At 71.7% G+C, this 22,112-nt stretch carries 21 protein-coding genes and 1 pseudogene; all 22 read right to left on the reverse strand.

Annotation, left to right across the window (positions count from 1 at the left end; all coding sequences use genetic code 11):
* The coding region (locus tag VGZ23_06335; protein ID HEV2357214.1) for a BatA domain-containing protein at positions 1-255 on the reverse strand (255 nt) is incomplete at its 3' end.
* Positions 252-1,175, reverse strand: coding sequence for a DUF58 domain-containing protein (locus tag VGZ23_06340; protein ID HEV2357215.1), 924 nt, complete (start codon positions 1,173-1,175; stop codon positions 252-254). The genes VGZ23_06340 and VGZ23_06335, both read right to left, overlap by 4 nt.
* A 17-nt stretch (positions 1,176-1,192) precedes the next feature.
* Positions 1,193-2,224 carry an AAA family ATPase gene (locus VGZ23_06345; GenBank protein ID HEV2357216.1) on the reverse strand — a complete coding sequence of 344 codons (1,032 nt, stop codon included), beginning with the start codon at positions 2,222-2,224 and terminating at the stop codon, positions 1,193-1,195.
* On the reverse strand, positions 2,221-3,783 hold the full coding sequence (locus tag VGZ23_06350; protein ID HEV2357217.1) for a hypothetical protein: 1,563 nt from the start codon (positions 3,781-3,783) through the stop codon (positions 2,221-2,223). The genes VGZ23_06345 and VGZ23_06350 overlap by 4 nt, the downstream gene beginning before the upstream one ends.
* Positions 3,780-4,484, reverse strand: a complete 705-nt coding sequence (locus VGZ23_06355) for a hypothetical protein (protein ID HEV2357218.1) — start codon at positions 4,482-4,484, stop codon at positions 3,780-3,782. The genes VGZ23_06350 and VGZ23_06355 overlap by 4 nt, the downstream gene beginning before the upstream one ends.
* The gene (locus VGZ23_06360; protein HEV2357219.1) at positions 4,481-6,268 is read right to left on the reverse strand and encodes a hypothetical protein; all 1,788 of its coding nucleotides are present in this window, start codon (positions 6,266-6,268) and stop codon (positions 4,481-4,483) included. Before VGZ23_06360 ends, VGZ23_06355 begins: the two co-directional genes overlap by 4 nt.
* A gap of 52 nt (positions 6,269-6,320) precedes the next feature.
* Positions 6,321-6,665 carry an FmdB family zinc ribbon protein gene (locus VGZ23_06365; GenBank protein ID HEV2357220.1) on the reverse strand — a complete coding sequence of 115 codons (345 nt, stop codon included), beginning with the start codon at positions 6,663-6,665 and terminating at the stop codon, positions 6,321-6,323.
* Between the two features lie 166 nt (positions 6,666-6,831).
* Entirely contained in the window at positions 6,832-7,776 is a 945-nt protein-coding gene (locus VGZ23_06370; GenBank protein HEV2357221.1) for a hypothetical protein, read from the reverse strand.
* 149 nt (positions 7,777-7,925) lie between these two features.
* Positions 7,926-9,146 carry a methionine adenosyltransferase gene (locus VGZ23_06375; GenBank protein HEV2357222.1) on the reverse strand — a complete coding sequence of 407 codons (1,221 nt, stop codon included), beginning with the start codon at positions 9,144-9,146 and terminating at the stop codon, positions 7,926-7,928.
* A gap of 185 nt (positions 9,147-9,331) precedes the next feature.
* Positions 9,332-10,429 (reverse strand): annotated as a pseudogene (gene ispG, locus VGZ23_06380) (flavodoxin-dependent (E)-4-hydroxy-3-methylbut-2-enyl-diphosphate synthase).
* A gap of 61 nt (positions 10,430-10,490) precedes the next feature.
* Positions 10,491-11,531 (reverse strand): M50 family metallopeptidase, encoded by a 1,041-nt coding sequence (locus VGZ23_06385; GenBank protein ID HEV2357223.1) that lies wholly within the window; start codon positions 11,529-11,531, stop codon positions 10,491-10,493.
* A 22-nt stretch (positions 11,532-11,553) separates the two neighbouring features.
* Positions 11,554-12,765: a 1-deoxy-D-xylulose-5-phosphate reductoisomerase gene (locus VGZ23_06390; GenBank protein HEV2357224.1), complete on the reverse strand. Its 1,212-nt coding sequence runs from the start codon at positions 12,763-12,765 to the stop codon at positions 11,554-11,556.
* Positions 12,762-13,655, reverse strand: a complete 894-nt coding sequence (locus tag VGZ23_06395) for a phosphatidate cytidylyltransferase (protein ID HEV2357225.1) — start codon at positions 13,653-13,655, stop codon at positions 12,762-12,764. Before VGZ23_06395 ends, VGZ23_06390 begins: the two co-directional genes overlap by 4 nt.
* Positions 13,648-14,472, reverse strand: coding sequence for an isoprenyl transferase (locus tag VGZ23_06400; GenBank protein ID HEV2357226.1), 825 nt, complete (start codon positions 14,470-14,472; stop codon positions 13,648-13,650). Before VGZ23_06400 ends, VGZ23_06395 begins: the two co-directional genes overlap by 8 nt.
* Complete coding sequence (locus tag VGZ23_06405; protein ID HEV2357227.1) at positions 14,469-14,777, reverse strand: hypothetical protein; 309 nt, start codon at positions 14,775-14,777, stop codon at positions 14,469-14,471. Before VGZ23_06405 ends, VGZ23_06400 begins: the two co-directional genes overlap by 4 nt.
* Positions 14,777-15,331, reverse strand: a complete 555-nt coding sequence (frr, locus tag VGZ23_06410; protein HEV2357228.1) for a ribosome recycling factor — start codon at positions 15,329-15,331, stop codon at positions 14,777-14,779. The genes VGZ23_06405 and frr overlap by 1 nt, the downstream gene beginning before the upstream one ends.
* On the reverse strand, positions 15,312-16,073 hold the full coding sequence (gene pyrH / locus VGZ23_06415; GenBank protein HEV2357229.1) for a UMP kinase: 762 nt from the start codon (positions 16,071-16,073) through the stop codon (positions 15,312-15,314). The genes frr and pyrH overlap by 20 nt, the downstream gene beginning before the upstream one ends.
* Positions 16,070-16,699 carry a translation elongation factor Ts gene (gene tsf / locus VGZ23_06420; GenBank protein ID HEV2357230.1) on the reverse strand — a complete coding sequence of 210 codons (630 nt, stop codon included), beginning with the start codon at positions 16,697-16,699 and terminating at the stop codon, positions 16,070-16,072. Before tsf ends, pyrH begins: the two co-directional genes overlap by 4 nt.
* Positions 16,700-16,715: 16 nt before the next feature.
* Positions 16,716-17,531 carry a 30S ribosomal protein S2 gene (gene rpsB, locus VGZ23_06425; GenBank protein ID HEV2357231.1) on the reverse strand — a complete coding sequence of 272 codons (816 nt, stop codon included), beginning with the start codon at positions 17,529-17,531 and terminating at the stop codon, positions 16,716-16,718.
* Positions 17,532-17,743: 212 nt separating this feature from the next.
* A complete protein-coding gene (hslU, locus tag VGZ23_06430; protein ID HEV2357232.1) occupies positions 17,744-19,189 on the reverse strand; it encodes an ATP-dependent protease ATPase subunit HslU in 1,446 nt (481 codons plus the stop codon).
* Between the two features lie 4 nt (positions 19,190-19,193).
* Positions 19,194-19,721 (reverse strand): ATP-dependent protease subunit HslV, encoded by a 528-nt coding sequence (gene hslV, locus VGZ23_06435; GenBank protein HEV2357233.1) that lies wholly within the window; start codon positions 19,719-19,721, stop codon positions 19,194-19,196.
* The gene (gene topA, locus VGZ23_06440) at positions 19,718-21,853 is read right to left on the reverse strand and encodes a type I DNA topoisomerase (protein ID HEV2357234.1); all 2,136 of its coding nucleotides are present in this window, start codon (positions 21,851-21,853) and stop codon (positions 19,718-19,720) included. Before topA ends, hslV begins: the two co-directional genes overlap by 4 nt.
* Positions 21,854-22,112: the final 259 nt, after the last annotated feature.

Genomic DNA, 22,112 nt, shown 5'->3' on the forward strand with positions numbered 1-22,112 from the left:
GGCCGCCCAGCCGGGCACGGACGGCTGCGCCAGCGCCGCCGCGAGGCCGGCCGCGGCCAGGATCTGCAGAAGCAGCAGTAGACTGCGCTCGATCCGGCGCGACGGGCGAAACGCCGACGGCGACGGGGCGGACCTGACCCACAGGAGGATGCTGCTTACGACGTGCTCGCGGCGCCTGACCCGCAGCAGGTAGAGCGCGATGAGCGCCGGGACGGCGGCGAGCGCCCACAGCGCGGCGGGGACGCCGAACGTCACCGTACCAATCCCGCCTGCCGGAGGTAGCGGAGCACGAGTGCGTCGGCCGGCACGGTCGACGCGGTGCGGAGGTACTCGATCCCGTGGCGGAAGCAGAATCGCTGGAGGCCCTCGAGATATGCATCGCGCGCCGCGGCGTAGGCGCGGAGCGCGTCGGCGTCCACGGTCACCTCTACCGCCCGGCCGGTCTCCACATCGACCAGGCGCAGCTCGCCGCCGAGAGGCGGGGCCAGCTCCTCCTCGGCCAGGACGTGAATGACGAACGTCTGCAGCCGCTGGTGGCGCGCGCGCAGCAGCCCCTCTTCGTACCCCAGCGGATCGAGCATGTCCGAGATCAGGACCAGGAGGCCCCGTCGCGCCGAGCCTTCGATGGTCCGGCGCAGTGCGAGACCCAGGTCCGTCGCGCCCTCCGGCCGGATGCCGTCGAGGAACCGCAGGAGATCGAAGGCCCGGCCGCGGCCGCGCAGGCGGCTCAGACGCGGCCCGGGGCCGGACGAAAAGACGCCGATCTCCACGCGATCGAGGTTGACGAGGCCGACGTACCCGATCGCGGCGGCCAGACGCTTCGCAAGCAGCAACTTGCTCGGCGTCCCCGCCGCCATCGAGCGGCTCGTATCGACCAGCAGATGGACATCGAGATCCTCTTCTTCGCTGAACAGTTTGACGAAGAAGCGGTCGAGCCGGGAAGCGATGTTCCAATCGATGTACCGGTAATCGTCGCCGGGTTCATAGGCGCGGTAGTCGTCGAACTCGATCCCGCGGCCGCGGACCAGGCTGCGCCGCTCACCGCGCTGGCGTCCCCGCACGCGCCGGCGGCTGACGAGGCTCAGGGCCTCGAGGCGCTGCAGAAACGCCGGATCGAGGAGCCCGGCGTCGCCCCCAGGCGGGGACGGGCCGGCGGAGGGAGGATCGCGACGCATCGCGGCGGCGGGCGCGCTCAGGCGTTGACCGCGGGGGCGGTCTCGGCCTCGGTGTGCCGGATCGCCTCCTCGATGATGCGCTCCGGATCGATGCCTTCGGCTTCGCCCTCGAAGTTCAAGAGAATGCGGTGACGCAGCGACGGGAGGGCGAGCGCGCGGATATCCTCGGTCGCCACGTGCGCGCGGCCCTGCGCGAGCGCCCGCACCTTGCCGGCCCGCAGCATCGCCTGCAGTCCGCGCGGGCTCGCGCCGTACCGGACCAGCCGGCGCGACGTTTCCGGGGCGCCGGCCGGCTCCGGGTGCGTCGCCAGCACGAGGCGCGCCGCGTACTCCTGGACATGCGCCGCGACGGGGACCTGCCGGGCAAAGGCCTGCAGCCGGCGGACCGTGGCCGCGTCCACCACGCGCCGCGCGGCCGGCGGCTCCGGCCCTGTCGTGCGATCGGCAATCTCGCGCAACTCCTCGAGCCGCGGAAACGGCACGCGCAGCTTGAACAGAAACCGATCCAGCTGCGCCTCCGGCAGCGGGTACGTGCCTTCCATCTCGATCGGATTTTGGGTGGCGAGCACGAAGAACGGCTCCTCCAGCGGACGGGACTCTCCGGCGATCGACACGGCATGCTCCTGCATCGCCTCGAGCAGGGCGGACTGGGTTTTCGGCGTCGCCCGGTTGATCTCGTCGGCCAGCACGATCTGGGCAAAGACCGGCCCCGGCTGAAACTCGAACCGCCGCCGTCCTGTCTCGTCCTGCACCAGCAGGTTCGTGCCGAGGATGTCGGCCGGCATGAGGTCCGGCGTGAACTGGATGCGCGCGAACCGTAGGTCCAGCGCCTGCGCCAGCGTGCGCACGAGCAGCGTCTTGCCAAGCCCCGGCACGCCCTCGAGGAGCACGTGGCCGTCGGCGAACAGCGCCGCGACCGCGAGGTCGAGCAGGTCGCCGTGCCCGACGATGACGCGGCCGAGCTCGCCTCGAACGAGTGCGAACGCGCGCCGGAATTCGTCGGCGGTCTGCGCGGCCACATCCGCGCCCGGATGATCTGCGATGCTCACGGCGTGCCTCCAAGATCGAAGTACCGGCGGATGAGGGTGACGTACGCCGGGGGCAGCGGGTCCCGCGCGAGCGTGCGGTCGATCTCGTGGGTCACGTCGGCCGGCGGGCGGCCGGGCGTGGCGCGAGCCGCCTCGGCGCGTCCCGGCCCCACGATCTCCTGCACGTGGGTCGTGCCGGGCGCCGGCAGTCCTTCGAGCCGGCTTTGGGACCGCGTGCCGCTGAGGCGCGGCGTCGCCGCCCCGAGTTGCCCGCCCGTGCCCCGACCGGGAAGACTGCCCTGATTCGGACCGGGCGGCGGCGGAGCGTCGGCGGGACCGGGCGCGAGGGGATTCGGGCCGGAGGCCGTCGGCGGCGACGTGTCGGAGCCGGACTGCTGCGCCGATTGGGCGCGGCCGGCGGCGCGGCCGGCCTGCGCGATCCGCTCCCCGGACTGCTGGACCTGCCGCTTGGCGTCGCCCAGCGCCTGCTCGTCGCCAAGCATCCGCTCGAGCCCCGCCAGATCCTGCAGCGCATCCCCGATGCCCGCTCCCGCGGCCGAGCGCTGACCCTGCTCCGCCGCGCGCCGAGCCCGATCGACGGACGCGCGCACGCCGGGCGGCGCGCCCAACTGGTCGAGAGAGTCCGACAGAGCCCGCAGCCGCCTGGCCAGCTCCTCCGCAGACATCGCCGTTCCCACGCCCTGCCCAACCGAATTAGCCAATTCCTGGAGCGCGAGCCGGGCGGCATCGACGCGCTGCATCTCGTCCCGGCGTCCATCCGCCGGGGCACGGGCCCCCGAGCGATCCGCACGGCCGCCGGACAGCGCCTCGTCGACGCGACGGCGCACTCCTTCCTGCGCGGCCTCGAGCCGGCGCACCATCTCACGCACGCGACCGACGGCGTCGTCCCACCCGACACGCGGAGCTTCCAAGCGCCGGCCGGTGTCCTGGATGGCGGGCGCGGTGTGGAGGGTTTCCGGCAACTGCGCGGCGCGTCCGGCTTCGTCGAGCCGGCGGCCGAGATCGACGAGGAAGCGACCTTCGCGGTGGATGGTTGCGGCGGTCCGGCCGGCCGGCGTCCCCGGGAGGGTCAGCCCTGTACCGAACCGCCCCCACGCGGCCAGCGCAAGGCACACCGCAATGGCCAGCCAGGCGTCACGGCGCATGCGGACCGGCGCGACCGCCCTCGGCTCCACGGCGGCCGCCGCCCTGAGGGCGTCGCGAATCTGCAGCCGGCCCAATCCGGTCGGCGGCGTGCCGCGGGACAGCAGGTCCACCGCTGTGCCGAGGCGGTCGGCCAGCACGGCGCGCCGGTCGGCGACGCGCGCGGCGAGAAGGAGCGGCGGCCGGGCTCGCCGCGCGGCGACCAGCGCGAGGGCGGCGAGCGCCGCCGCCAGAGCGGGGGCGACGCGCGGCAACGGAAACGGCACCGGAAACACGGTGGTCAGAAGACCCCACAGGAGCAGCGCGCCTGCACCCGCGGTCGCGGCACGCGCGACCACCCGGGCCGCCGCGGTGATCGCGAGCCGGCGGACGACCGGGCGCAGGAGCCGATGCAACTCCTGAGTCTCCGGGATCATGCGCGGGCGTATCTCCGCAGCGACAGCCGCGCGGCCGCGTCGCACAACAGCCCGAATGCGATGTAACCGCCGTACGCGGCCGGCGACAACGTACCGCTTTGCGCCGCGGCGATGCCGAGCACGGGATTGACCGTCCGGGCCGGCATGGGCAGCGCCAGCGTCCCGACAAAAATCAGGAGCAGCCCGCTCCAGTGAACCAGCGTGCGGGAGAATTCGGATTCGACGGCGATGCCCAGCCACAGACCCATCTGTCCTATGCTCCAGGCCACCACACCGGTGAACGCGGCGGCGCCGAGCACGCCGGCCGTGGGATCCCGACGGATGCCGGCCGCGAGCGCCACGAGCGGCGCACCGAGCAGCAGCCAGTACCCGACCGTAACCAACGTGGCCACGCTCTTGCCCGCGATGATCGTCCGCGGCGCGAACGGCGCGAAGGCGAGATCCACGGAAGACTTTTCACTCTCCACGGCAATCTCCTGGGCGGCGCAGGCGGAGACGAAGTACGTCACGAGGATCCCCTGAACGACGAGGAGCGCCGTCGTGAGGCTCGCGGTTTGGTCCGCGGCGCGCGCCCCCAGCTCGGGCGCCATCCCGAACCACGCCAGCACCGCCAGCACGCCGACATAGAAGAGCTCGATGGCCACGATCTTGCGGCTCGCGGCCCGGGCGCGGAGATCGCCCCGCAGGATGGGATTGGTCACGGCACGCTCCGCGGCACCGGCGGCCGCCCGCGGACGGGGAGTACGAGAACCACGTCCTCGGCACCCGCAGCCCTTCCACCGCTCGGGTCAGCGAGCGCAAATGCCGGCAGAGCCACCGGCCACGCCCCGATGAGCAGGGGCTGGGGGGCCTGCGTGATGGCCCCTGGGATCTGGCTGCCGGGGGCCCGGAAGAATCGCCCGGGCGACCGCTGATCGGTCACGACATCCCCGGCGGGACGCCAGCCGGCACCGGGCACGCGCGATTCCGAGCGGCCCCCCGGCAGATCACCGAGCGGATATACGAGCCCGTGCCACCAGACGGCCGCGTCCCGGAGGCCCGCGGCCGGGAGATCGGCCGTGAGGCTCCCGGAGGCGGCGAAGTCCGCCGACGCGGACAGCGGCACGGCGGTCGCGGCCTCAAACACCCATGGTACGTCCGCGCGCATGCGGCCGGTCAGCAGCGTCGGGCCGCCGTCTCGCCGGATGCTGAGATCACCTATGACCGCGACCGGCGAGGCGGCCGCGCCGTCCGGCGCCCGTAGGGCGATGACCCCGCCGTACGGCACGGCGGTGGCGGCGACGATGAGCGCGCTCGCCACCTGCGTCTCCGGGGCCTGCTGCACCACCACGACCTGACTCAGCGCTGTCGACCGCGCCCGCGCGCCCGCGGCGAGGGTCGCAAAGACGGCGACGGCGACCACGGCGGCAACCGCCACGGCGGCGCCGCCCATCAGCGTGGGCCTGCGGCGCCGGACGATCGCGAGTCCGCCGACGTAGACCGCCATCAGGAATCCAGCGGCGACGTGCGAGAATCGGTCCGCCGGTACCTGGAGATCCAGCACCCCGGCCAGCGCCGCCGGATCGGCCAGGGCCGGCGCCGGCGCACCGAGTGTCTCGGCCCACAACCGCGTCCCGCCGTCCCAGTCCGCGAGCGGCGGGATCGTTGGATCGAGCCCCCAGACGCTCACCCGGCCGTCCCCTTCCGCAGCCGCGGCGACGACGGGCATGCCGCCCGCGCGCACCACCAGCGCGGCCGGTTGCGGCACGAGCGCGACGATCGGCACGGGACCGGCCGGGACGGACGCACTGTAGCGCGCCGCGAGATCCGAGGCGGATCGGAGCACCTGCGGCGGGCCCGCGTACGCCGGCATGATCGGCGTGAGGAACGCCGGGAGCGCCACGCCGGGACGCGCGATGACGACGAGCCGACCGCCGAGACGGACCCAGGTGAGGAGCGCGCCACGCTGCCGGTCGCTGAGCCGCGCGGGATCGATGTCGCGGAGGACCAGCAGATCGACACCACGGTACTCCTGCCATTCCGAGGGCAGCGCGTCCGCCGCGACGTACGCGTCGACGACGGGTGGATCGGCACGCCGGAGAACACTCAGACCGGTGCGCACGGCGGAGACCAGGACGACCAGCCGGCCGACCGCGCGGGTGGGATCAAGCGCCACGTCGGCGGCGGCCGCGGGCCGGCCGCCGACCAGCAGCCGGACGCGCAAGGGGCGGCGGAGATCCTCGATCACCACGGGAACGGAAAGAGTCTGGGCCGCCCCGGCCACGGCCTGAAACCCCACGGTCGTGGAGACGGTGGCGCGGCCGGCCTGCGGCGTGAGAGCCGATGTCTCGAGGATGAGCTGCGCGGGCCCGCCGGCGGGCAGCGGCGGGATCTCCACGTCAACCGCCGTGGGCGCCCCGGGCCGGAAGGCGCCGTCGAACCCCACGGTGACGGCGAGCCGCGTCTGGGCCGACGCGGCGGAGGCGGCGATCCCGACGACCGCCACCGACGACGCGAGGGCGCGGCCTATCCGCCGCGTCCTCGCGTCGTCGCGCCTCCTACGACACGGTCCCGCCGCCACCGGATCGCGATGCCGATTTCGATGGCTTAGGATTGCTCTTCGCCCCATCGCTCGAGGCGGCGCTGCCGACCTTCCCGTCATCGCGCTTGCCTCCGTCGGCCGGCGCCTTCTCCGCTGCCTTGCTCGCGCCGTCGGACGGCGCGGGGGTCTTCCGGTAGTCGTTCACGTGAAATCCCGGACCCTTGAAGATAATTCCGACCGGGGAAAACACGCGCCGCACCTCGCGGCCGCACCGCTCGCACCGCGGCGGCGCTCCGTCGACCGCGTGCATCACCTCGAATTGATGCCCGCAGTGGGTGCAGCGGTATTCGTAGATCGGCAACGCCTCCACCCCCATATAATGTCCGCGGCCCCGCCGCACGGTTGGCGGGGCCGCCGCCCTGACACTACTCGTGATTCATTGTCTCCCCGCCCGCCGGGTGTGTCAAGCGCGCGGGATGAGGACGCGGAGTGATGGCGCCGCGCGAGGAGCTTGCCGGGCCCCGGTCTCAGCGCCGCTCGAGCGTCGCGAGCCACACGAATCCCGCCGTCTCACCGGTGTCGGTGCCGAACGCGAGCCGGGTCCCACCGGGCGCCCACACGATGACGAGGGGGGCGTCGGACGCCGCCATCTCCGGCCGATAGTCGCCGACGTGGAGGCGCTGGCCGGTCAGCACGTCGGCGATCTCGAGGTCCGCCCACTCCCCGTCCTGCCGGGCGAAGGCGACGAGCGTGTCCGAGGGCGACCACGCAAGCCCGGTGTAATGGCCCGGCGGCGTCAACACACGGCGGCCGGCGCCGCCGGCGCGCACGGCGGCGACGCGCGACTCCCCTCCCCCGGCGTCCTCCAGATACGCGATGAACCGGCCCGCCGGCGAGGGCACGGGATCGCGGCCGCCGGCGGGAAGCCGTTCAATGCGCGACGCGGCACGGGCATCGGGCCGCAGGAACACAATCCGGTCGGCGTCCCCGCCGCCGGCCGCGGTGACCGCCACGCCGGCATCGCCGGCCAGCCAGATGAGCGACCGCGCAGCGATTCCCGACGGCAGCGAGCCGATCCGGAACGGCCGCTCCGCGTCCCGCAGCGCCCACACCGCCGTGCGGCCGCCGGCGGCGCTGGCGTACACCGGGCCCGAGAGACGGCCGGCACGTCCGAAGCCGCCGCGCGCCCCCACCGGCGGCCAGGCAAAGCACTGCACGCCGCGGGAGGGGACCAGCGGGCGCGGCGACGGATCATCGAGGTCGACCGTCAGCAGCCGGCCGCCCGCGAGCACAGTCACCGCGCCGCCGTCAGGCGACCACGCCACCCGATCGACGCCGGTCATAGCGGTGAGGCGGTGCGGCTCGGCGCCGGCCTGTCCCCGCACGGTCCAGACGGCGTCTGCCGTGGCGAACGCGATCCGCCGGCCGTCGCCCGACCAGGCCGGCGGGCTCACCGCGCGGAGATCGGACATGCGCGCCAGTCCCGCGGACCGGAGAAACGGCGGGCCGGCGCCGATCGGCGCGCGCTCGACGGCACAGCCGCAAACAGATACGGCCGCCAGAATCGCTCCCAGCAGCCGTGTGGGACGAGACGCCCCGGGCGCGCCGCGGGACGCCGTGCCTAGCACACCGCGTATTTACCGGCCGCGAGGTCGCGGCAAAAGACGTTGATCCCGGCCAGTTCGCGGTCGACGACATCGCGAACCTTGCGCTCCGCCGCGCTGCGGCGCACACCCTTCGCGAGGATGACCTGTGCCGCGGCGATGGGCAGGTCGATGGGCTTGCCGATCTGACTGACCATCCAAATGTAGACTTCGCGAATGCCGGACACTTCCTCGTACACTTTCTGCGCGACCTGGTGCGTAAACACGGAGTAGATCTTGCCGACGTGCGAGACGGGGTTCTTCCCCGCGGCGGCCTCGGTGCCCATCGGCCGGTTAATGGCGATCACGCCGTTCACCTTGTTGCCGCGGCCGACCTGGCCGCTGTCCCCCGACTCCGCGGAGGTGCCGAGGACGGATAGGTACACGCCGTTCTGCCCGCGTCCCGGCTCGTCCAGCGTGTTCAGGTCGAACGTCACGCGCTCGAGCGTGGTCCGCTTGCGAAGAAATTCCATCACCGACTCATACAGCCGGTCTTTGCGCCGGAAGTATTGGTCCTCGTCCTCGATAAACCGATCGACGAAGGCCACCGCGGCCGTGAGGCGCAGCTCGGGCCCGAGCCGTACCCCCATGACCTTGACGTCCTCGCCGGCTTCGGGGAAGTCTTCCTTGAACGTCCGCGAGTTGATGTACTGCTCCGTCTCGCGCACCAGGCGCTCGGTTTCGGTCATGGGCCAGTAGCCGACCGCCGCGGACGTGTCGTTGGCCCCCGTGGTGTCGCGGCTGAAGATATCGACGAGCTCGGCGGACCCGGGCTTCAGCTCGAGCTGGTAGGTGACGTGCGGCCCGTCCTGGTCATCCGAACCGCCCGGGTCGACGAATCTCAAATTCTCGCGGATCCAGTGCTTCGCCGTGCGAATCGCGATCTCGCGAATCGGCAGCTCCCGGTCGTCGATCCCGTACGTGGCCCGATCGCCAAAAATGAGGCGCATCGGCTCCTTGATCGTGCCGCCGCCGAACCGTGTCTCGGCGTCGCCGGCGACGAGGAAGGCCTTGTCGATGTTGTGGTGGAGGATGCGGCCGAACTGGCTGAGATACTCCTTGCTCAGCTCCACGGACACCCGCTCCATGATCGCGTCGCAGATCGAGTCGGGATGCCCCACGCCCTTGCGCTCGACCATCTCGACCTGCAGGTCGCCCACGGGCACCCCGGGCAGAGTCTCGACCTTGATGTCACGCATCCGCCGTTCCTCCATCAGCACGCGTCGGCCAGTGGCACCTCACGATCCACTGCCGCCAGGATCAACTGCGCGGTCTGGTGCGCCCGAGCACGCGTCGGCCAGTGGCACCTCACGATCCACTGCCGCCAGGATCAACTGCGCGGTCTGTTGCGCCCGAGCACGCGTCGGCCGGTGGCACCTCACGGCTAGCTGCCCGCGGGCGCGCCGGCGGCGGCCTGTTTCTCCCTGACGACGGCCTCGACTTCCTTCATCAGCCCTTCGAGCAGTTCGGCTTCCGGCAGGCTCGCGACGATGCGCCCGCGCTTGAAGATGAGGCCCATGCCCTTGCCCGCCGCGACGCCGAGATCGGCCATCCGTGCCTCCCCCGGACCGTTGACGGCGCAGCCCATCACCGCGACCTTCACGGGCACCGGATACGCGGCGAGGCGGCGCTCGACCTCTTCGGCGAGGCCGACGATGTCCACGTCGGCGCGGCCGCACGAGGGGCATGCCACGAGAATCGGTCCGCGCATCCGGAGACCGAGCGCCTTCAGCACCTCGAAGCCGGCCTTGACCTCTTCGACGGGATCCGTGGCCAGCGATACCCGAATCGTATCGCCGATGCGCCGCGAGAGAATCGCGCCGAGGCCGACCGCCGACTTGACCGTGCCGGCCCACGTCGTCCCGGCCTCCGTAATGCCGACGTGCAACGGATACGGCATGCGCTCGGCGATGCTCACGTAGGCCTCGAGGGCCATTTCGACGTCGCTCGCCTTGACGGACACGATGATGTTATGAAACTCGAGCTCTTCGAGTATGCGGATCTCGTCGAGCGCGCTATCCACGAGGGCCGCCGCGCACGGCTCTCCGTAGCGGCGCAGCATCTCCTTGGACAGCGAGCCGACGTTGGCCCCGACGCGAATCGGCACGCCCCGGGCCTTGGCCTCGCGGGCGACGATGCGCACCCGCTCCTCGCTGCCGATGTTGCCCGGGTTGAGGCGGAGCTTGTCGACGCCGGCCTCGAGCGACGCCAGCGCCAGCCGGTAGTCGAAGTGGATGTCGGCGACGAGGGGGACGTGGATGCGCGCCTTGACGCCGGGCAGCGCCTCGGCCGCCGCGCGGTCGGGCACCGCCACGCGGACGATTTCACAGCCGGCCTGTTCAAGGGCGAGGATTTGCGCGACCGTGGCCTCAACGTCGCGGGTGTCGGTCGTCGTCATCGATTGGACGGCGATCGGTGCCCCGCCGCCCACCGGGACGCGGCCGATCTGCACCTGACGCGTCTGGGTCCGGTCCATCCGCTTCGCGGCCTCCCTTCGTTTCGACCGGCGCTATTGTAACACGGCCGGCGCGGTCACCGACACGTCACGGCAGGTTGAGATGCACGGGGTGCAGCGCGTCACGGACGCTGAGCGCGACGATCAGGCACACCAGCAGGGCCAGCCCCACGAGGTGGATGTAGCCCTCGCGCGCCGGGTCCACCGGCCGCCGTCGCAGGCCTTCGACCGCCAGGAACACGACCCGGCCGCCGTCGAGCGCCGGGAGCGGAAACAGGTTGAACAGACCGATGATGATGCTGAAGAACGCCGTGAAGTACAGGAAGGTCTCCCCGCCGGCGTGCGCCGCCTGACCGAGCACGTTGACCGCCGTGAGTGGGCCGCTGAGTTCTCCAAGCAGCCGGCCGGTCCGAATCAGGTTGCCAATCGCGGCAAGATAGGTGACCGCGTCGCGGAACGTCGTCCCGGCACCCCACCAGACGGCCCGGGCGGGATCGAGCCGCCCGCGCACCACGGTCGGCGAAAATCCCGTCACCCAGACCTGCTGCTTCGCATCGTACCGGGTCGGCACGTGGACGATGAACCGCGCCGACCCGCGCTGCACGAGGATGGCGAGCGTCCGCTTCGCGCTGCGGTGGATCAGGTCGATCATCTGCTGTCCGTCCTGCATGGGCCGTCCATCGATCGAGATGATCCGGTCGCCCGCCCGCAGGCCGGCCTGCGCCGCCGGATAGTTGGGGAGGACCGTGCCGACCTGCGCGTTCACGCGCAGCGGAATGCCGTACGTCACCGCGACCACGGCGAGCAGCACCACGGCCAGCACGAAGTTCATGACCGGGCCGGCCAGCACGATCGCGAGCCGCCAGAGCACCGATTGCCCGCGGAACGTGCGGTTCGCCGGGACGTCGGGGCTCTCCGCGTCCTCACCGGCCATGTTGACGAAGCCGCCGATCGGCAGGAGGTTGAGGCTGTATGTCGTCTCCCCGCGCGTGACCGCGAACAACCGGGGTCCGAACCCCATGGCGAAGGCGTGCACCGCGATCCCGGCGCGCTTCGCCACAATCAGGTGGCCCAACTCGTGGACCAGAATCATCAACTCGAGAGCCAGCAAGGCCAGGATGATCGTCACATCTCGTCCCCCGTTTCGTCGATCACATCGAACGCCGGCCGGCGCTGCGGCGTGAGCCGGGACCGCGGCCGCTCTCGGCGGCGGCCGCCGCCTCCACGGCCGCGCGGGCTTCGCCGTCGGCCGCCAGCACGTCGTCGATCGAGACGACGGCGTGCGGCACGTGGGCCTCCAGCGCGCGGCGGACGGCCGCCGCAATCTCCGTGAAGCCGATACGCCCGTCCAGAAAGAGGTGGACCGCCGCTTCGTTCGCCGCGTTCAGCGCCGCCGGGGCGGTCCCCCCGCGGCGCAGCGCCTCACGGGCCAGGCCGAGGCACGGGAACCGCGCTTCGTCGGGCGGTTCGAACGCGAGCGCGCCGAGCGTCCGCAGGTCGAGGCGCTCCACCGCGTGCGGCAGGCGGTGAGGATACGTGAGCACATACTGGATCGGCAGACGCATGTCGCGCGGTCCGAGCTGCGCCAGGATCGATCCGTCGACGAGCTCCACGCACGAGTGCACGATGCTCTGCGGGTGCACGACCACGTCGATCCGGTCCGGCGCGACTCCGAAGAGCCAGTGCGCCTCGATGATCTCGAGGCCCTTGTTCATCAGGGTGGCGGAATCGACGGTGACCTTGGGGCCCATCTGCCAGGTGGGGTGCCGCAGCGCGTCCTCCCGGGTCACCCGCACCATCGCCGCGGCCGGTGTCCGGCGGAAGGGCCCCCCGGACGCGGTCAGCCACAACCGCGCGATGTCGGTTGCCGGCCGCCCGTCGAGGCACTGAAAGATCGCCGCGTGCTCGCTGTCGACCGGCAGCAGGCGCCGGCCGGCGCGGCCCGCCGCGGCGACGACCAGCGCGCCGCCGGCGACGAGGGCCTCTTTGGTCGCGAGCGCGACATCGGCGCCGGCGGCGAGCGCGGCGAGCGTCGGCCGCAACCCCGCGACTCCCTCGACGGCCACCACGACGAGATCGGCCCCGAACGCCGCCACGCGGTCGAGGCCCTCGGGCCCCACGTAGATGTCGCCCTCCCACCCCGGCAGGGCGGCGCGAAGGGCCTCGGCGTCGTCCGCCCGCGCCACCGCCGCCACCGCGGGCCGGACCGCGCGGATCTGCGCCGCGAGGACCGTTACATTGCGCCGCGCCGCCAGCCCGACGACGTCGATGTCGACGCCCACGTCGCGCAGCCGGCGCGCCACGTCGAGCGTCGCGCGGCCGATCGAGCCCGTGGATCCCAGCAGGGCGATGCGGCGCTTCACAGACCCAGCCACCACCGCATCGCCGCGTACCCGGCGACGGCGGCAAACAGCAGGCCGTCGAAGCGGTCCAGCATGCCGCCGTGTCCCGGAAGCACCCGTCCGGCGTCCTTGACGCCGACCTCCCGCTTGATCGCCGACTCCCACAGATCCCCGACGATGCTGACGGCGGCGCACAATCCGCCGACCGCGGCAGCCACCCCGACCGGCAGCGCCGCGGCCCAGGCGAACGCGACGCCCGTGAGGACCCCGGCGAGGACGCCGGCCCCCGCCCCTTCGCGCGACTTGTGCGGGCTCACCTGCGGCAGCAGTTTGTGCCGCCCGAGCGTCAGGCCGACGAAGTAGGCGGTGCTGTCGGCGGCCCACACCGCGCAGATGACCAGCAGCGCCGGGATCGGGCTCGGCGCACCGCCCGGCGCGGCCGGGAGCGCCCGGAGCCGGATGACGTACGCCGCGAGATACGCGACGTAGATGACGCCGAGCAGCGTGATCCCGGTGTTGACGAGTGCGCGATCGGGGTGCCCGCGGCGCAGCTGGGTCAGGATCGTGTACACGAGCAGCGCCGGCAGCACAAACGGCACCCATCGGGCCGGCCACGCCGCCGGCCACGCCGCGGCCACCGCCAGCCACACGCCGGCCGTAAGCCCCGCCTCCCAGATCGGCTGGTGTCCGGCCCGGCCGGCCATCTGATAGAACTCGAGCAACCCGACGACGATGAGCACGCCGACCCCCGCCAGCAGCCACGGTCCGCCGAGGTAGACGAGCGCCACGACGAGCGGCACGCCCCACAACGCGGTGAGCACGCGCTGCCCGAGCGTCCGGCCGGGGCTCGTCGCGGAGGAGGCCGCATCCTTCCGCGCGAGCGGCACCGCGACGTCCTGCGCGCTATCCACGGTCCACTCCGCCGAACCGGCGCTCGCGCGCCTGGTAGGCGGCCACGGCTTCGAAGAGGTGGGCCTGCGTGAACTCGGGCCACGGAACGTCCGTGAAGTACAGTTCGGCGTACGCGGCCTGCCACAGCAGAAAATTGCTCAACCGCTGTTCGCCGCCGGTGCGGATCAAGAGGTCCGGATCGGGAAGATCCGGCGTGAAGAGGTGCCGGGCGATCGTCTCCTCGTCGATCGCGTCGGGCCGAAGCCCGCCCGCGGCGACCGCGCGGGCGACGCGGCGGACGGCTTCGGTGAGTTCCCGGCGGCCGCCGTAATTCAGCGCCAGATTGAGCGTGATCGTCCGGTTGTTCTCCGTGAGGGCCGTGACCCGGTCGATCGCATCCTGGATCTCCCGCGGCATTTCCTCGACCAGCCCCGACGCCCGGAAGCGCACGCCGTTCGCGTGGAGCTCCTGCGCCTCGCCGTCGAGGGACTCGAGCAGCAGGGTCATCAGGGCGTGGACCTCGCCGGCGGGACGCCGCCAGTTCTCCGTGCTGAACGCGTACAGCGTCAGGATGCCGATCCCGCATTCGCAGGCGCCGCGCACGACGCGCCGCAGCGCTTCCCGGCCCGCGCGGTGTCCTTCCACCCGCGACAGGCCGTGACGCTCCGCCCAGCGTCCGTTACCGTCCATGATGATGGCGACATGGCGCGGAATACGCGCCGGATCGAGTGCCACGGGCCCGGTGGGATGCGGCTTGCCGTCAGGTCCGCCGGCGGCCCCCGACGGCAGCAGGGCGCGCTGCGCGGGCCCGACGCGTTCGGCCGGGGGCGCACTCACGCCGGCGCGTCCTCGCTCCCGCCGCGCGCAAGACCGTCGTCCGCCAGCGCCGTGTCTTCGGCCCGCGCCGCCGGCCCGGAAGCCCCGGAATCGGCCTCGCCGTCGGCGGCCCGTTCACCGCTGATCACAAGCGACACCCCGTCTAGGCCGGCCCGCTGGCGGAGCACGCGGAAGGGTTCACGCAACGCGCGGCGCGGCGGCCGGGTCTCCGTGACTTCGATCGTGTCCCAACCGGCCCCCGCCAGCACGGCCCGCGCCTCGGCGAGCAGGTAGCCGACCACGTTCGGCGGCGGGGACGCGCGCATCAGACCTCGGTGATCTCCTTTTCTTTGGCCGCGAGCAGCGCATCGATCTCCTTGATGTGCTGGTCGGTGATCTTCTGGAGCTCGTCCTGGTGGCGCCGCGCGTCATCCTTGGAGAGTTCGCCGGACCGTTCGAGGCGCTCCAGCTTCTCGCGATGGTCGCGCCGGATGTTGCGGACCGCCACCCGCCCGTCCTCCGCCTGCTTATGCACCACTTTCACGAGTTCTTTGCGGCGGTCGCCGGTGAGCGGCGGGATCGGGAGCCGGATCACGGCGCCGTCCGTCGACGGCGTCAGCCCGAGGTCGCTCTTTAGAATGGCGCGTTCGACCTCTTTGACCAGCGCCTTGTCCCACGGCTGGATGACGAGCAGCCGCGGCTCCGGCACGGAGACGCTGGCCACCTGGGTGACGGGCGTCGATACGCCGTAGTACTCCACGGTCACCCGCTCGAGCAGCGCCGGGGCGGCGCGGCCCGTGCGCACGGTCGAGAACTCCCGCTTCGTCGCGTCCACGGCCTTCTGCATGTGGGTCTTGGCGTCAGCGATGACCGCGTGCATCGCTCCCTCCCCCGACCAGCGTGCCGATCTCTTCGCCGAGCACCGCGCGCCGCAGGTTGCCCTGTTTCAAAATGTCGAAGACGATGATCGGCATGCCGTTGTCCATGCACAGCGACGTGGCGGTGGCGTCCATCACTTTGAGGCCGCGGTTCAGCACGTCCATGTAGTCGAGCGTGCGGAACCGCACGGCGCCGGCGCTCTCGCGCGGATCCTTGTCGTAGACGCCGTCGACGCCCTTCTTCGCCATCAGGATCGCGCCCGCTTCGACCTCGATGGCGCGCAGCGCCGCCGCCGTGTCGGTCGTGAAATACGGGCTGCCGGTGCCGCCGGCGAAAATAACGATCCGGCCCTTCTCCAAGTGCCGGATCGCCCGCCGCCGGATGTAGGGCTCCGCCACCTGACGCATCTCGATCGCGGTCTGCACGCGCGTCTCGAGCCCCTCGCGCTCCATCGCGTCCTGCAGCGCAAGCGCATTGATCACCGTCGCCAGCAGGCCCATGTAGTCGGCGGTCACGCGGGCGACGCCCGTCCGCGCCGCCAGCTGCACGCCGCGGGCGATGTTGCCGCCGCCGACCACGAGGGCCGCGTCGACGCCGGCCTCGCGGACGGCGCGGACCTCGCGCGCGACCAGATGCAGGATGTCGGAATCGAGACTCCGCTCACCGGCGCCGCTCCCGGCGAGCGCCTCGCCGCTCAGTTTCAGCACGACGCGCCGGTAGCGCGGGGCCGTCCCGTCGGTCATGCTTCGCCGAGCTTGAACCGCGCGAAACGGCGGATCTTGATGTTTTCTTTGGTGCGCGAGATCGCATCCTTGACGACCTCGCCGACGGTGCGCGGCTTGGCCCCTTCGTCGCGAATGAACGGCTGGTCGAGCAGGCACACCGTCGCGAAGTACTTCTCGAGCTTGCCGTCCGCGATGCGCGCGGCGACCGCTTCGGACTTGCCGTCGGCGATCGCCTGCGCGATGTAGGCCGCGCGCTCGGACGCGACGGCCTCGGCCGGGATCTCCTCGCGCGACACGTACCGCGGGTCGGAGGCGGCGATCTGCATCGCGATGTCGCGGGCGAGCGTCTTGAACTCGTCGGTCCGCGCCACGAAGTCGGTCTCGCAGTTGATCTCGACGAGCACGCCGAGGCGGCCCCCGCCGTGGATGTACGCGGTGACGATCCCGTCGTTCGCGACGCGGCCGCTACGCTTGGCCGCCGCGGCGAGTCCCTTGGCCCGCAGCACCTGGACCGCCTTCTCGAGGTCGCCGGCCGTTTCGGCGAGCGCGTTGCGGCAGTCGATGATGCCGGCGCCGGTGCGCTCCCGCAGCGCCTTCACCTGAACGGCCGGAATCTCCACGCGTGCCTCCCCGTCCTTCCCCATCGCCGCTCGTCCGGCCTTACGCCTGGACCTCTTCCTCCTCGGCCGGCTCCTCCACCACTTCTTCCTCGCCGGGCAGCGGCGCCATCGGCGCCGGCTCGACGCCTTCCGCTTCCGCGGCGGCCTCCTCTTCGACGATCTCGGCCTTCCGCCGTTCCTCGTACCCTTCGAGCGCCGCGTTGGCGACGCGGTTGGTGATCAGGCGCACCGCCCGGATCGCGTCGTCGTTGCCCGGGATCGGGTACGCCGCTTCGTCCGGATCGCAGTTCGTGTCGATGATCGCGACCACCGGAATGCCGAGTTTGCGCGCCTCGGCGATCGCGATGTGCTCCTTGCGCGTGTCGACCACGTAGACGGCCGACGGCAGCGTGCGCATCGTCGCGATCCCGCCGAGGTACTTCTCGAGCCGGGCGAGCTCGTCCATCAGCTGCGTCTGTTCCCGCTTCGGCAGGATCTCCAGCGTGCCGTTGTCGCGCATGTCGACGAGCTCGTGCAGCCGCTCGATGCGGCTCTTGATGGTCGCGAAGTTCGTCAGCATCCCGCCGAGCCACCGCTGGTTCACGAAGAACTGGTGGGCCCGCGTCGACTCCTCGCGGATCGCGTCCTGCGCCTGCTTCTTCGTGCCCACGAAGAGCACGGTGCCGCCTTGGCCGACGGTGTCGCGCACGAACCGGTAGGCCGCGTCGATCAGCGGCACCGACTTCTGCAGGTCGATGATGTGGATCCCGTTGCGCTGGGTGAAAATGAACGGGGCCATCTTCGGGTTCCACCGGCGCGTCTGATGCCCGAAATGGACCCCCGCTTCCAACAGCTGCTTCATCGTCACGACGGCCACACGACTACCCCCTGTCCGGTTTCGCCTCCGCCCGGATCATTCCGCACCGGAACCCGACGCGGGCCGCGGCTCCTCGCCGCAGACACCGCCGCCTCTGCAGGGCACCGCCGGCGCGGTCACGCAGGCGTGCAAGAATCCTCGACGTAGTATAACACACCACCCGCCCGGTGAAGCGTTCGGCCGGAGCGCCGGCGAACGGCCGCCGCGGTGGCCTAGAGGATGTAGCGGCTGAGGTCGCGCGTGCCGAGGATGTCGCGGAGCCGCTCGCGCACGTACGGGGCGTCGATCACGACCCGCGCCGGCGCCTCCGGCGCGGCGAACGAGAGGTCTTCGGTCACCTTCTCGAGGACGGTGTGCAGTCGCCGGGCGCCGATGTCCTCCGCCTCGCCGTTCACTTCCTGCGCGATGCGCGCGAGTTCCCGGATCCCGTCCTCGGGAAACTCCACGGTCACCCCCTCGGTGGCGAGCAGCGCGGCGTACTGCTTGGTCAACGCGTTGTGCGGCTCGACCAGGATGCGCACGAAGTCGGCCTCGGTGAGCGGCGCGAGCTCGACGCGGATCGGGAGGCGGCCCTGCAGCTCGGGAATCAGGTCCGCGGGCTTGCTCACGTGAAACGCGCCGGCCGCGATGAAGAGCACGTGGTCGGTGCGAACCGGCCCGTATTTCGTGGTGACGGTCGAGCCCTCGATGATCGGCAGGATGTCGCGCTGCACGCCCTCACGCGAGACGTCTGGCCCCACCCCGCCCTCCCGGCCGGCAATCTTGTCCAGCTCGTCAATGAAGATGATCCCCGCATCCTGCGCCCGCCGGATGCCTTCCCGCACCACCTCGTCCATGTCGACCAGCTTCTGGGCCTCTTCCACGGTCAGCACCCGCAGCGCCTCGGCCACGGTGGTCCGGCGGCGCTTCCGGCGCTTCGGCAGGAGCGTCCCGAACAGATCCTGCAGGTTGACGCCCATCTCTTCGACGCCCTGCCCGGAGAAGACCTCGACCATCGGGGCCGCCGTCTCCTCGACGTCGAGCTCGACCTGCTGGCCGTCGATCTCGCCGCGATCGAGCCGCTCCCGCGTCGCCGCCCGGCGCGCCTGGAGGTCGCCGGCCTCCCCGGCGTCCGGTCCCTCCGCCGTACGGGGCTCCGGTGATGGGCCCGGACGGCCGCCGAACAGCACTTCGAGCGGATTCGCGAGTCCCGCCTCGCGGCGCGGCGCCGGGACGAGGATCTCGACGAGCCGGTCCCGCGCGTGGGCGGCGGCCCGCCCTTCCACCGCGCGAACCCGTTCGGCCTTCACCATCTGGACGGAGGTCTCCACCAGGTCGCGGACCATCGAGTCGACGTCGCGGCCCACGTAGCCCACTTCCGTGAACTTCGTCGCTTCGACCTTGACGAACGGCGCGCCGGCCAGCCGCGCCAGCCGCCGGGCGATCTCCGTCTTGCCGACGCCGGTCGGACCGATCATCAGAATGTTCTTCGGAATGACCTCGTCGCGCAGCTCGGGACCGAGGCGGCTGCGGCGGTACCGGTTCCGCAGCGCGACGGCGACCGCGCGCTTGGCGGCGGTCTGGCCCACGATGTACTTGTCGAGCTCGGCGACGATCTGACGCGGGGTAAGGGACTCCGCCGGCAGGGCGGCATCCGGGCGGCCGTCCGTCGGGGCCATGGCGCTACCCGAGCACCTCGACGGTCACCTGGGCATTCGTGTACACGCAGATGTCCGCGGCGATCCGCAGCGCCTCGCGCGCCACCGCCTCGGCGTCGAGCGACGAGTGCTGGAGCAGGGCGCGCGCGGCGGCCAGCGCGTACGGCCCGCCGGACCCGATGGCCGCCACCCCGTCGTCCGGCTCGATGATGTCGCCGCCGCCGGAGACCACGAAGAGGTGCGCCCGGTCGGCGACCACGAGCAGCGCCTCGAGACGGCGGAGCACGCGGTCGGCCCGCCACTCCTTGGCCAGCGCCACGACCGCGCGGGGCAGGTCGCCCCGCGCCTCGCGGAGCTTGTCCTCCAGCCGGTCGTACAGGGTCAAACCATCCGCGGCCGAGCCCGCGAATCCGAGCAGCACGCCGTCGCCGGCCCGCCGGACCTTCCGCGCCCCGTGCTTGAGCACCGTCGAGCCGACGGTGACCTGCCCGTCGCCGGCCACGGCGACCCGGCCGTCGCGGCGCACGGCCACGACGGTGGTGGAGCGGATCAGTGACGTCCCCCGACGGGCTCCGGCTCGCGGGGTTGCGGCGCTTCCTTGTAGACGCACGTCTTGTTGCTGCAGACGATCGTGGGCGCCGCCCCCCGGCGCGCGCGCTTGGCGACCAGCATCGACCCGCAGGTGGGGCACATCCGCCCGGTGGGCCGGTCCCACGACGTGTACGTGCACGCCGGGTAGTTCGCGCAGCCGTAGAATACGCGGCCCTTCCGCGTTCGGCGTTCGACGATCTCGCCGCCGTCGAGCGGGCAGCGCACACCGATGCCGACCGGGCGCGTGTACGAGCACTCCGGGTATCCGGAACAGGCGATGAACTCGCCGTAGCGCCCGCGCCGCTTGACGAGCGGCCGCCCGCAGCGCGGACACGCCTCGCCGATCTCCTCCGGGGCCATCTCGACTTCTTCGATGGCATGCTCGGCCTTGGACAGCTCGGTCGAGAACGGGCCGTAGAAGCCCTCGAGGAGCCGGACCCAATCCTGCGCGCCGTCCTCGACCCGGTCGAGGTTCTCCTCCATGCGGGCCGTGAACTCGACGTCCATGACGTTTGGGAAGTGCTCGACGAGCAGCGCGTTCACGAGCATGCCGAGGTCCGTCGGGTAGAGCCGCCGGTCCTCGACCTCGACGTATCCTCGGTGCTTGATCGTCTCGATGATCGGCGCGTACGTGCTCGGCCGGCCGATGCCCCGGTCCTCGAGCGACCGCACGAGCGTGGCCTCGGTGTAGCGGGGCGGCGGCTGCGTGAAGTGCTGCTCCGGGTCGAGGCCGAGCAGGCGGAGGGTCTCGCCGACGGTGAGGTCGGGCAGCCAGCCCTCCGGCGTCTCGTCCTCCTCGGTGTCGCGCCCCTCCATGTACACGCGCAGGAATCCCGGGAACTTCACCCGGGATCCGGTCGCCCGGAACACGTACGGCCCCGCCGTAATGTCCACCGCGAGCGTGTCCATCACCGCCGACGCCATCTGGCTGGCGACGAACCGCTCCCAGATCAGCTTGTAGACTTTGTGCTGGTCGGCCTTGAGGTGCGGCCGCACGGCGTCCGGCGTGCGATGGACGGACGTGGGCCGGATCGCCTCATGCGCCTCCTGGGCGCCGCGGCGCGACGTGTAGCGCCGCGGCTTCTCCGGCGCGTACTCGGCCCCGTAGGCGGCGACGATGTGCTCCCGCACCTGCTGCTGGGCCGCCTCGGCGATGTTGACCGAGTCGGTGCGCATGTACGTGATCAACCCGACGGTGCCCTCCGCCCCGACGTCGAGGCCCTCGTACAACTGCTGGGCCACGACCATGGTGCGGGCGGCGGAGTATCCGAGCTTGCGGTTGGCCTCCTGCTGCAGGGTGCTCGTGGTGAACGGCGCCGCGGGGTGCCGCTGCTGATCGCGCCGCCGAATCTCCCCGACCGCATACGGCAGCCGCTCGAGCTCCTGGACGAGCGAGCGGGCCTCGGCCTCCGTCGCGATCGCGATCTTGTCCGCCCCTTTGGCGACGAGCTTCGCCGCGAACGCGGCGTCGGCGACCGGCGGTCCCCCCGCGTCGAGGCGGCTCAGACGCGCGGTGATCGACCAGTATTCAGTTGGAACGAACGCGTCGATCTCTTTCTCACGCTCACAGATCAGCCGGACGGCGACCGATTGCACGCGGCCCGCGCTCAGACCGCCGCGGACCTTGCGCCACAACAGCGGGCTCAGCTTGTACCCCACCAGCCGATCCAGGATCCGGCGCGCCTGCTGCGCGTTCACGAGGCTCGTATCGATGTCCCGGGGGTGCGCCAGAGCGCGGCGCACGGCGTCGCGCGTCACCTCGTGGAACTCGATCCGCTTGATCTTGGGGTTGACCGGGTGCAGGATCGTCGACAGGTGCCAGGAAATGGCCTCGCCTTCGCGGTCGGGGTCGGTCGCGAGGTAGACTGTCGACGCCTTCTTGGCCGCCGATTTCAGCTCTTTGATGACCGGACCCTTCCCCTTCGGCACCAGGTACTTGGGCGTGAACTCGTGCTCCACGTCCACCCCGAGCTGGCTGCGCGGCAGATCCTTCACATGCCCCATCGAGGCCATGACTTCATACCGCCCGTCGAGGAGCTTTTTGAGCGTCCTCGCCTTGGTCGGCGACTCTACCACGACCAGTGATCGTGCCACTCCGTCCCTCCAGTTCCTGCGCCGGCCGCCGCGGTTCCGCACCGACAGCCGGCCGTCCGTCGGGGACGCCGTCGCCGTTCTTTATTTAATGGAAGCAACACCGGCTGCGGCGCCCTCATGGCGGAAGCTCCGATGGGCGATTCTATACCCCGACCTTTGCTATTGTCAAATTTGCGCCCTCCGGCTACTCTGTTGTTCCCCTTCCCCAACCGTCCGGCACGGCCTCGATCGCCCGACGTGCAAACCACCGGCTCGGGCA

This window comes from bacterium (assembly GCA_035945995.1).
In the GTDB taxonomy this organism is placed as follows: Bacteria; Sysuimicrobiota; Sysuimicrobiia; order Sysuimicrobiales; family Segetimicrobiaceae; genus DASSJF01.

Bases quoted from the DNA above. Each gene is read 5' to 3' on its own strand.
- VGZ23_06340 (HEV2357215.1), bottom strand. From the start codon at position 1,175: ATGCGTCGCGATCCTCCCTCCGCCGGCCCGTCCCCGCCTGGGGGCGAC.
- VGZ23_06350 (HEV2357217.1), bottom strand. From the start codon at position 3,783: ATGATCCCGGAGACTCAGGAGTTGCATCGGCTCCTGCGCCCGGTCGTC.
- VGZ23_06370 (HEV2357221.1), bottom strand. From the start codon at position 7,776: ATGTCCGATCTCCGCGCGGTGAGCCCGCCGGCCTGGTCGGGCGACGGC.
- VGZ23_06375 (HEV2357222.1), bottom strand. From the start codon at position 9,146: ATGCGTGACATCAAGGTCGAGACTCTGCCCGGGGTGCCCGTGGGCGAC.
- VGZ23_06405 (HEV2357227.1), bottom strand. From the start codon at position 14,777: ATGCGCGCGTCCCCGCCGCCGAACGTGGTCGGCTACCTGCTCGCCGAG.
- frr (HEV2357228.1), bottom strand. From the start codon at position 15,331: ATGCACGCGGTCATCGCTGACGCCAAGACCCACATGCAGAAGGCCGTG.
- pyrH (HEV2357229.1), bottom strand. From the start codon at position 16,073: ATGACCGACGGGACGGCCCCGCGCTACCGGCGCGTCGTGCTGAAACTG.
- tsf (HEV2357230.1), bottom strand. From the start codon at position 16,699: ATGGGGAAGGACGGGGAGGCACGCGTGGAGATTCCGGCCGTTCAGGTG.
- hslU (HEV2357232.1), bottom strand. From the start codon at position 19,189: ATGGCCCCGACGGACGGCCGCCCGGATGCCGCCCTGCCGGCGGAGTCC.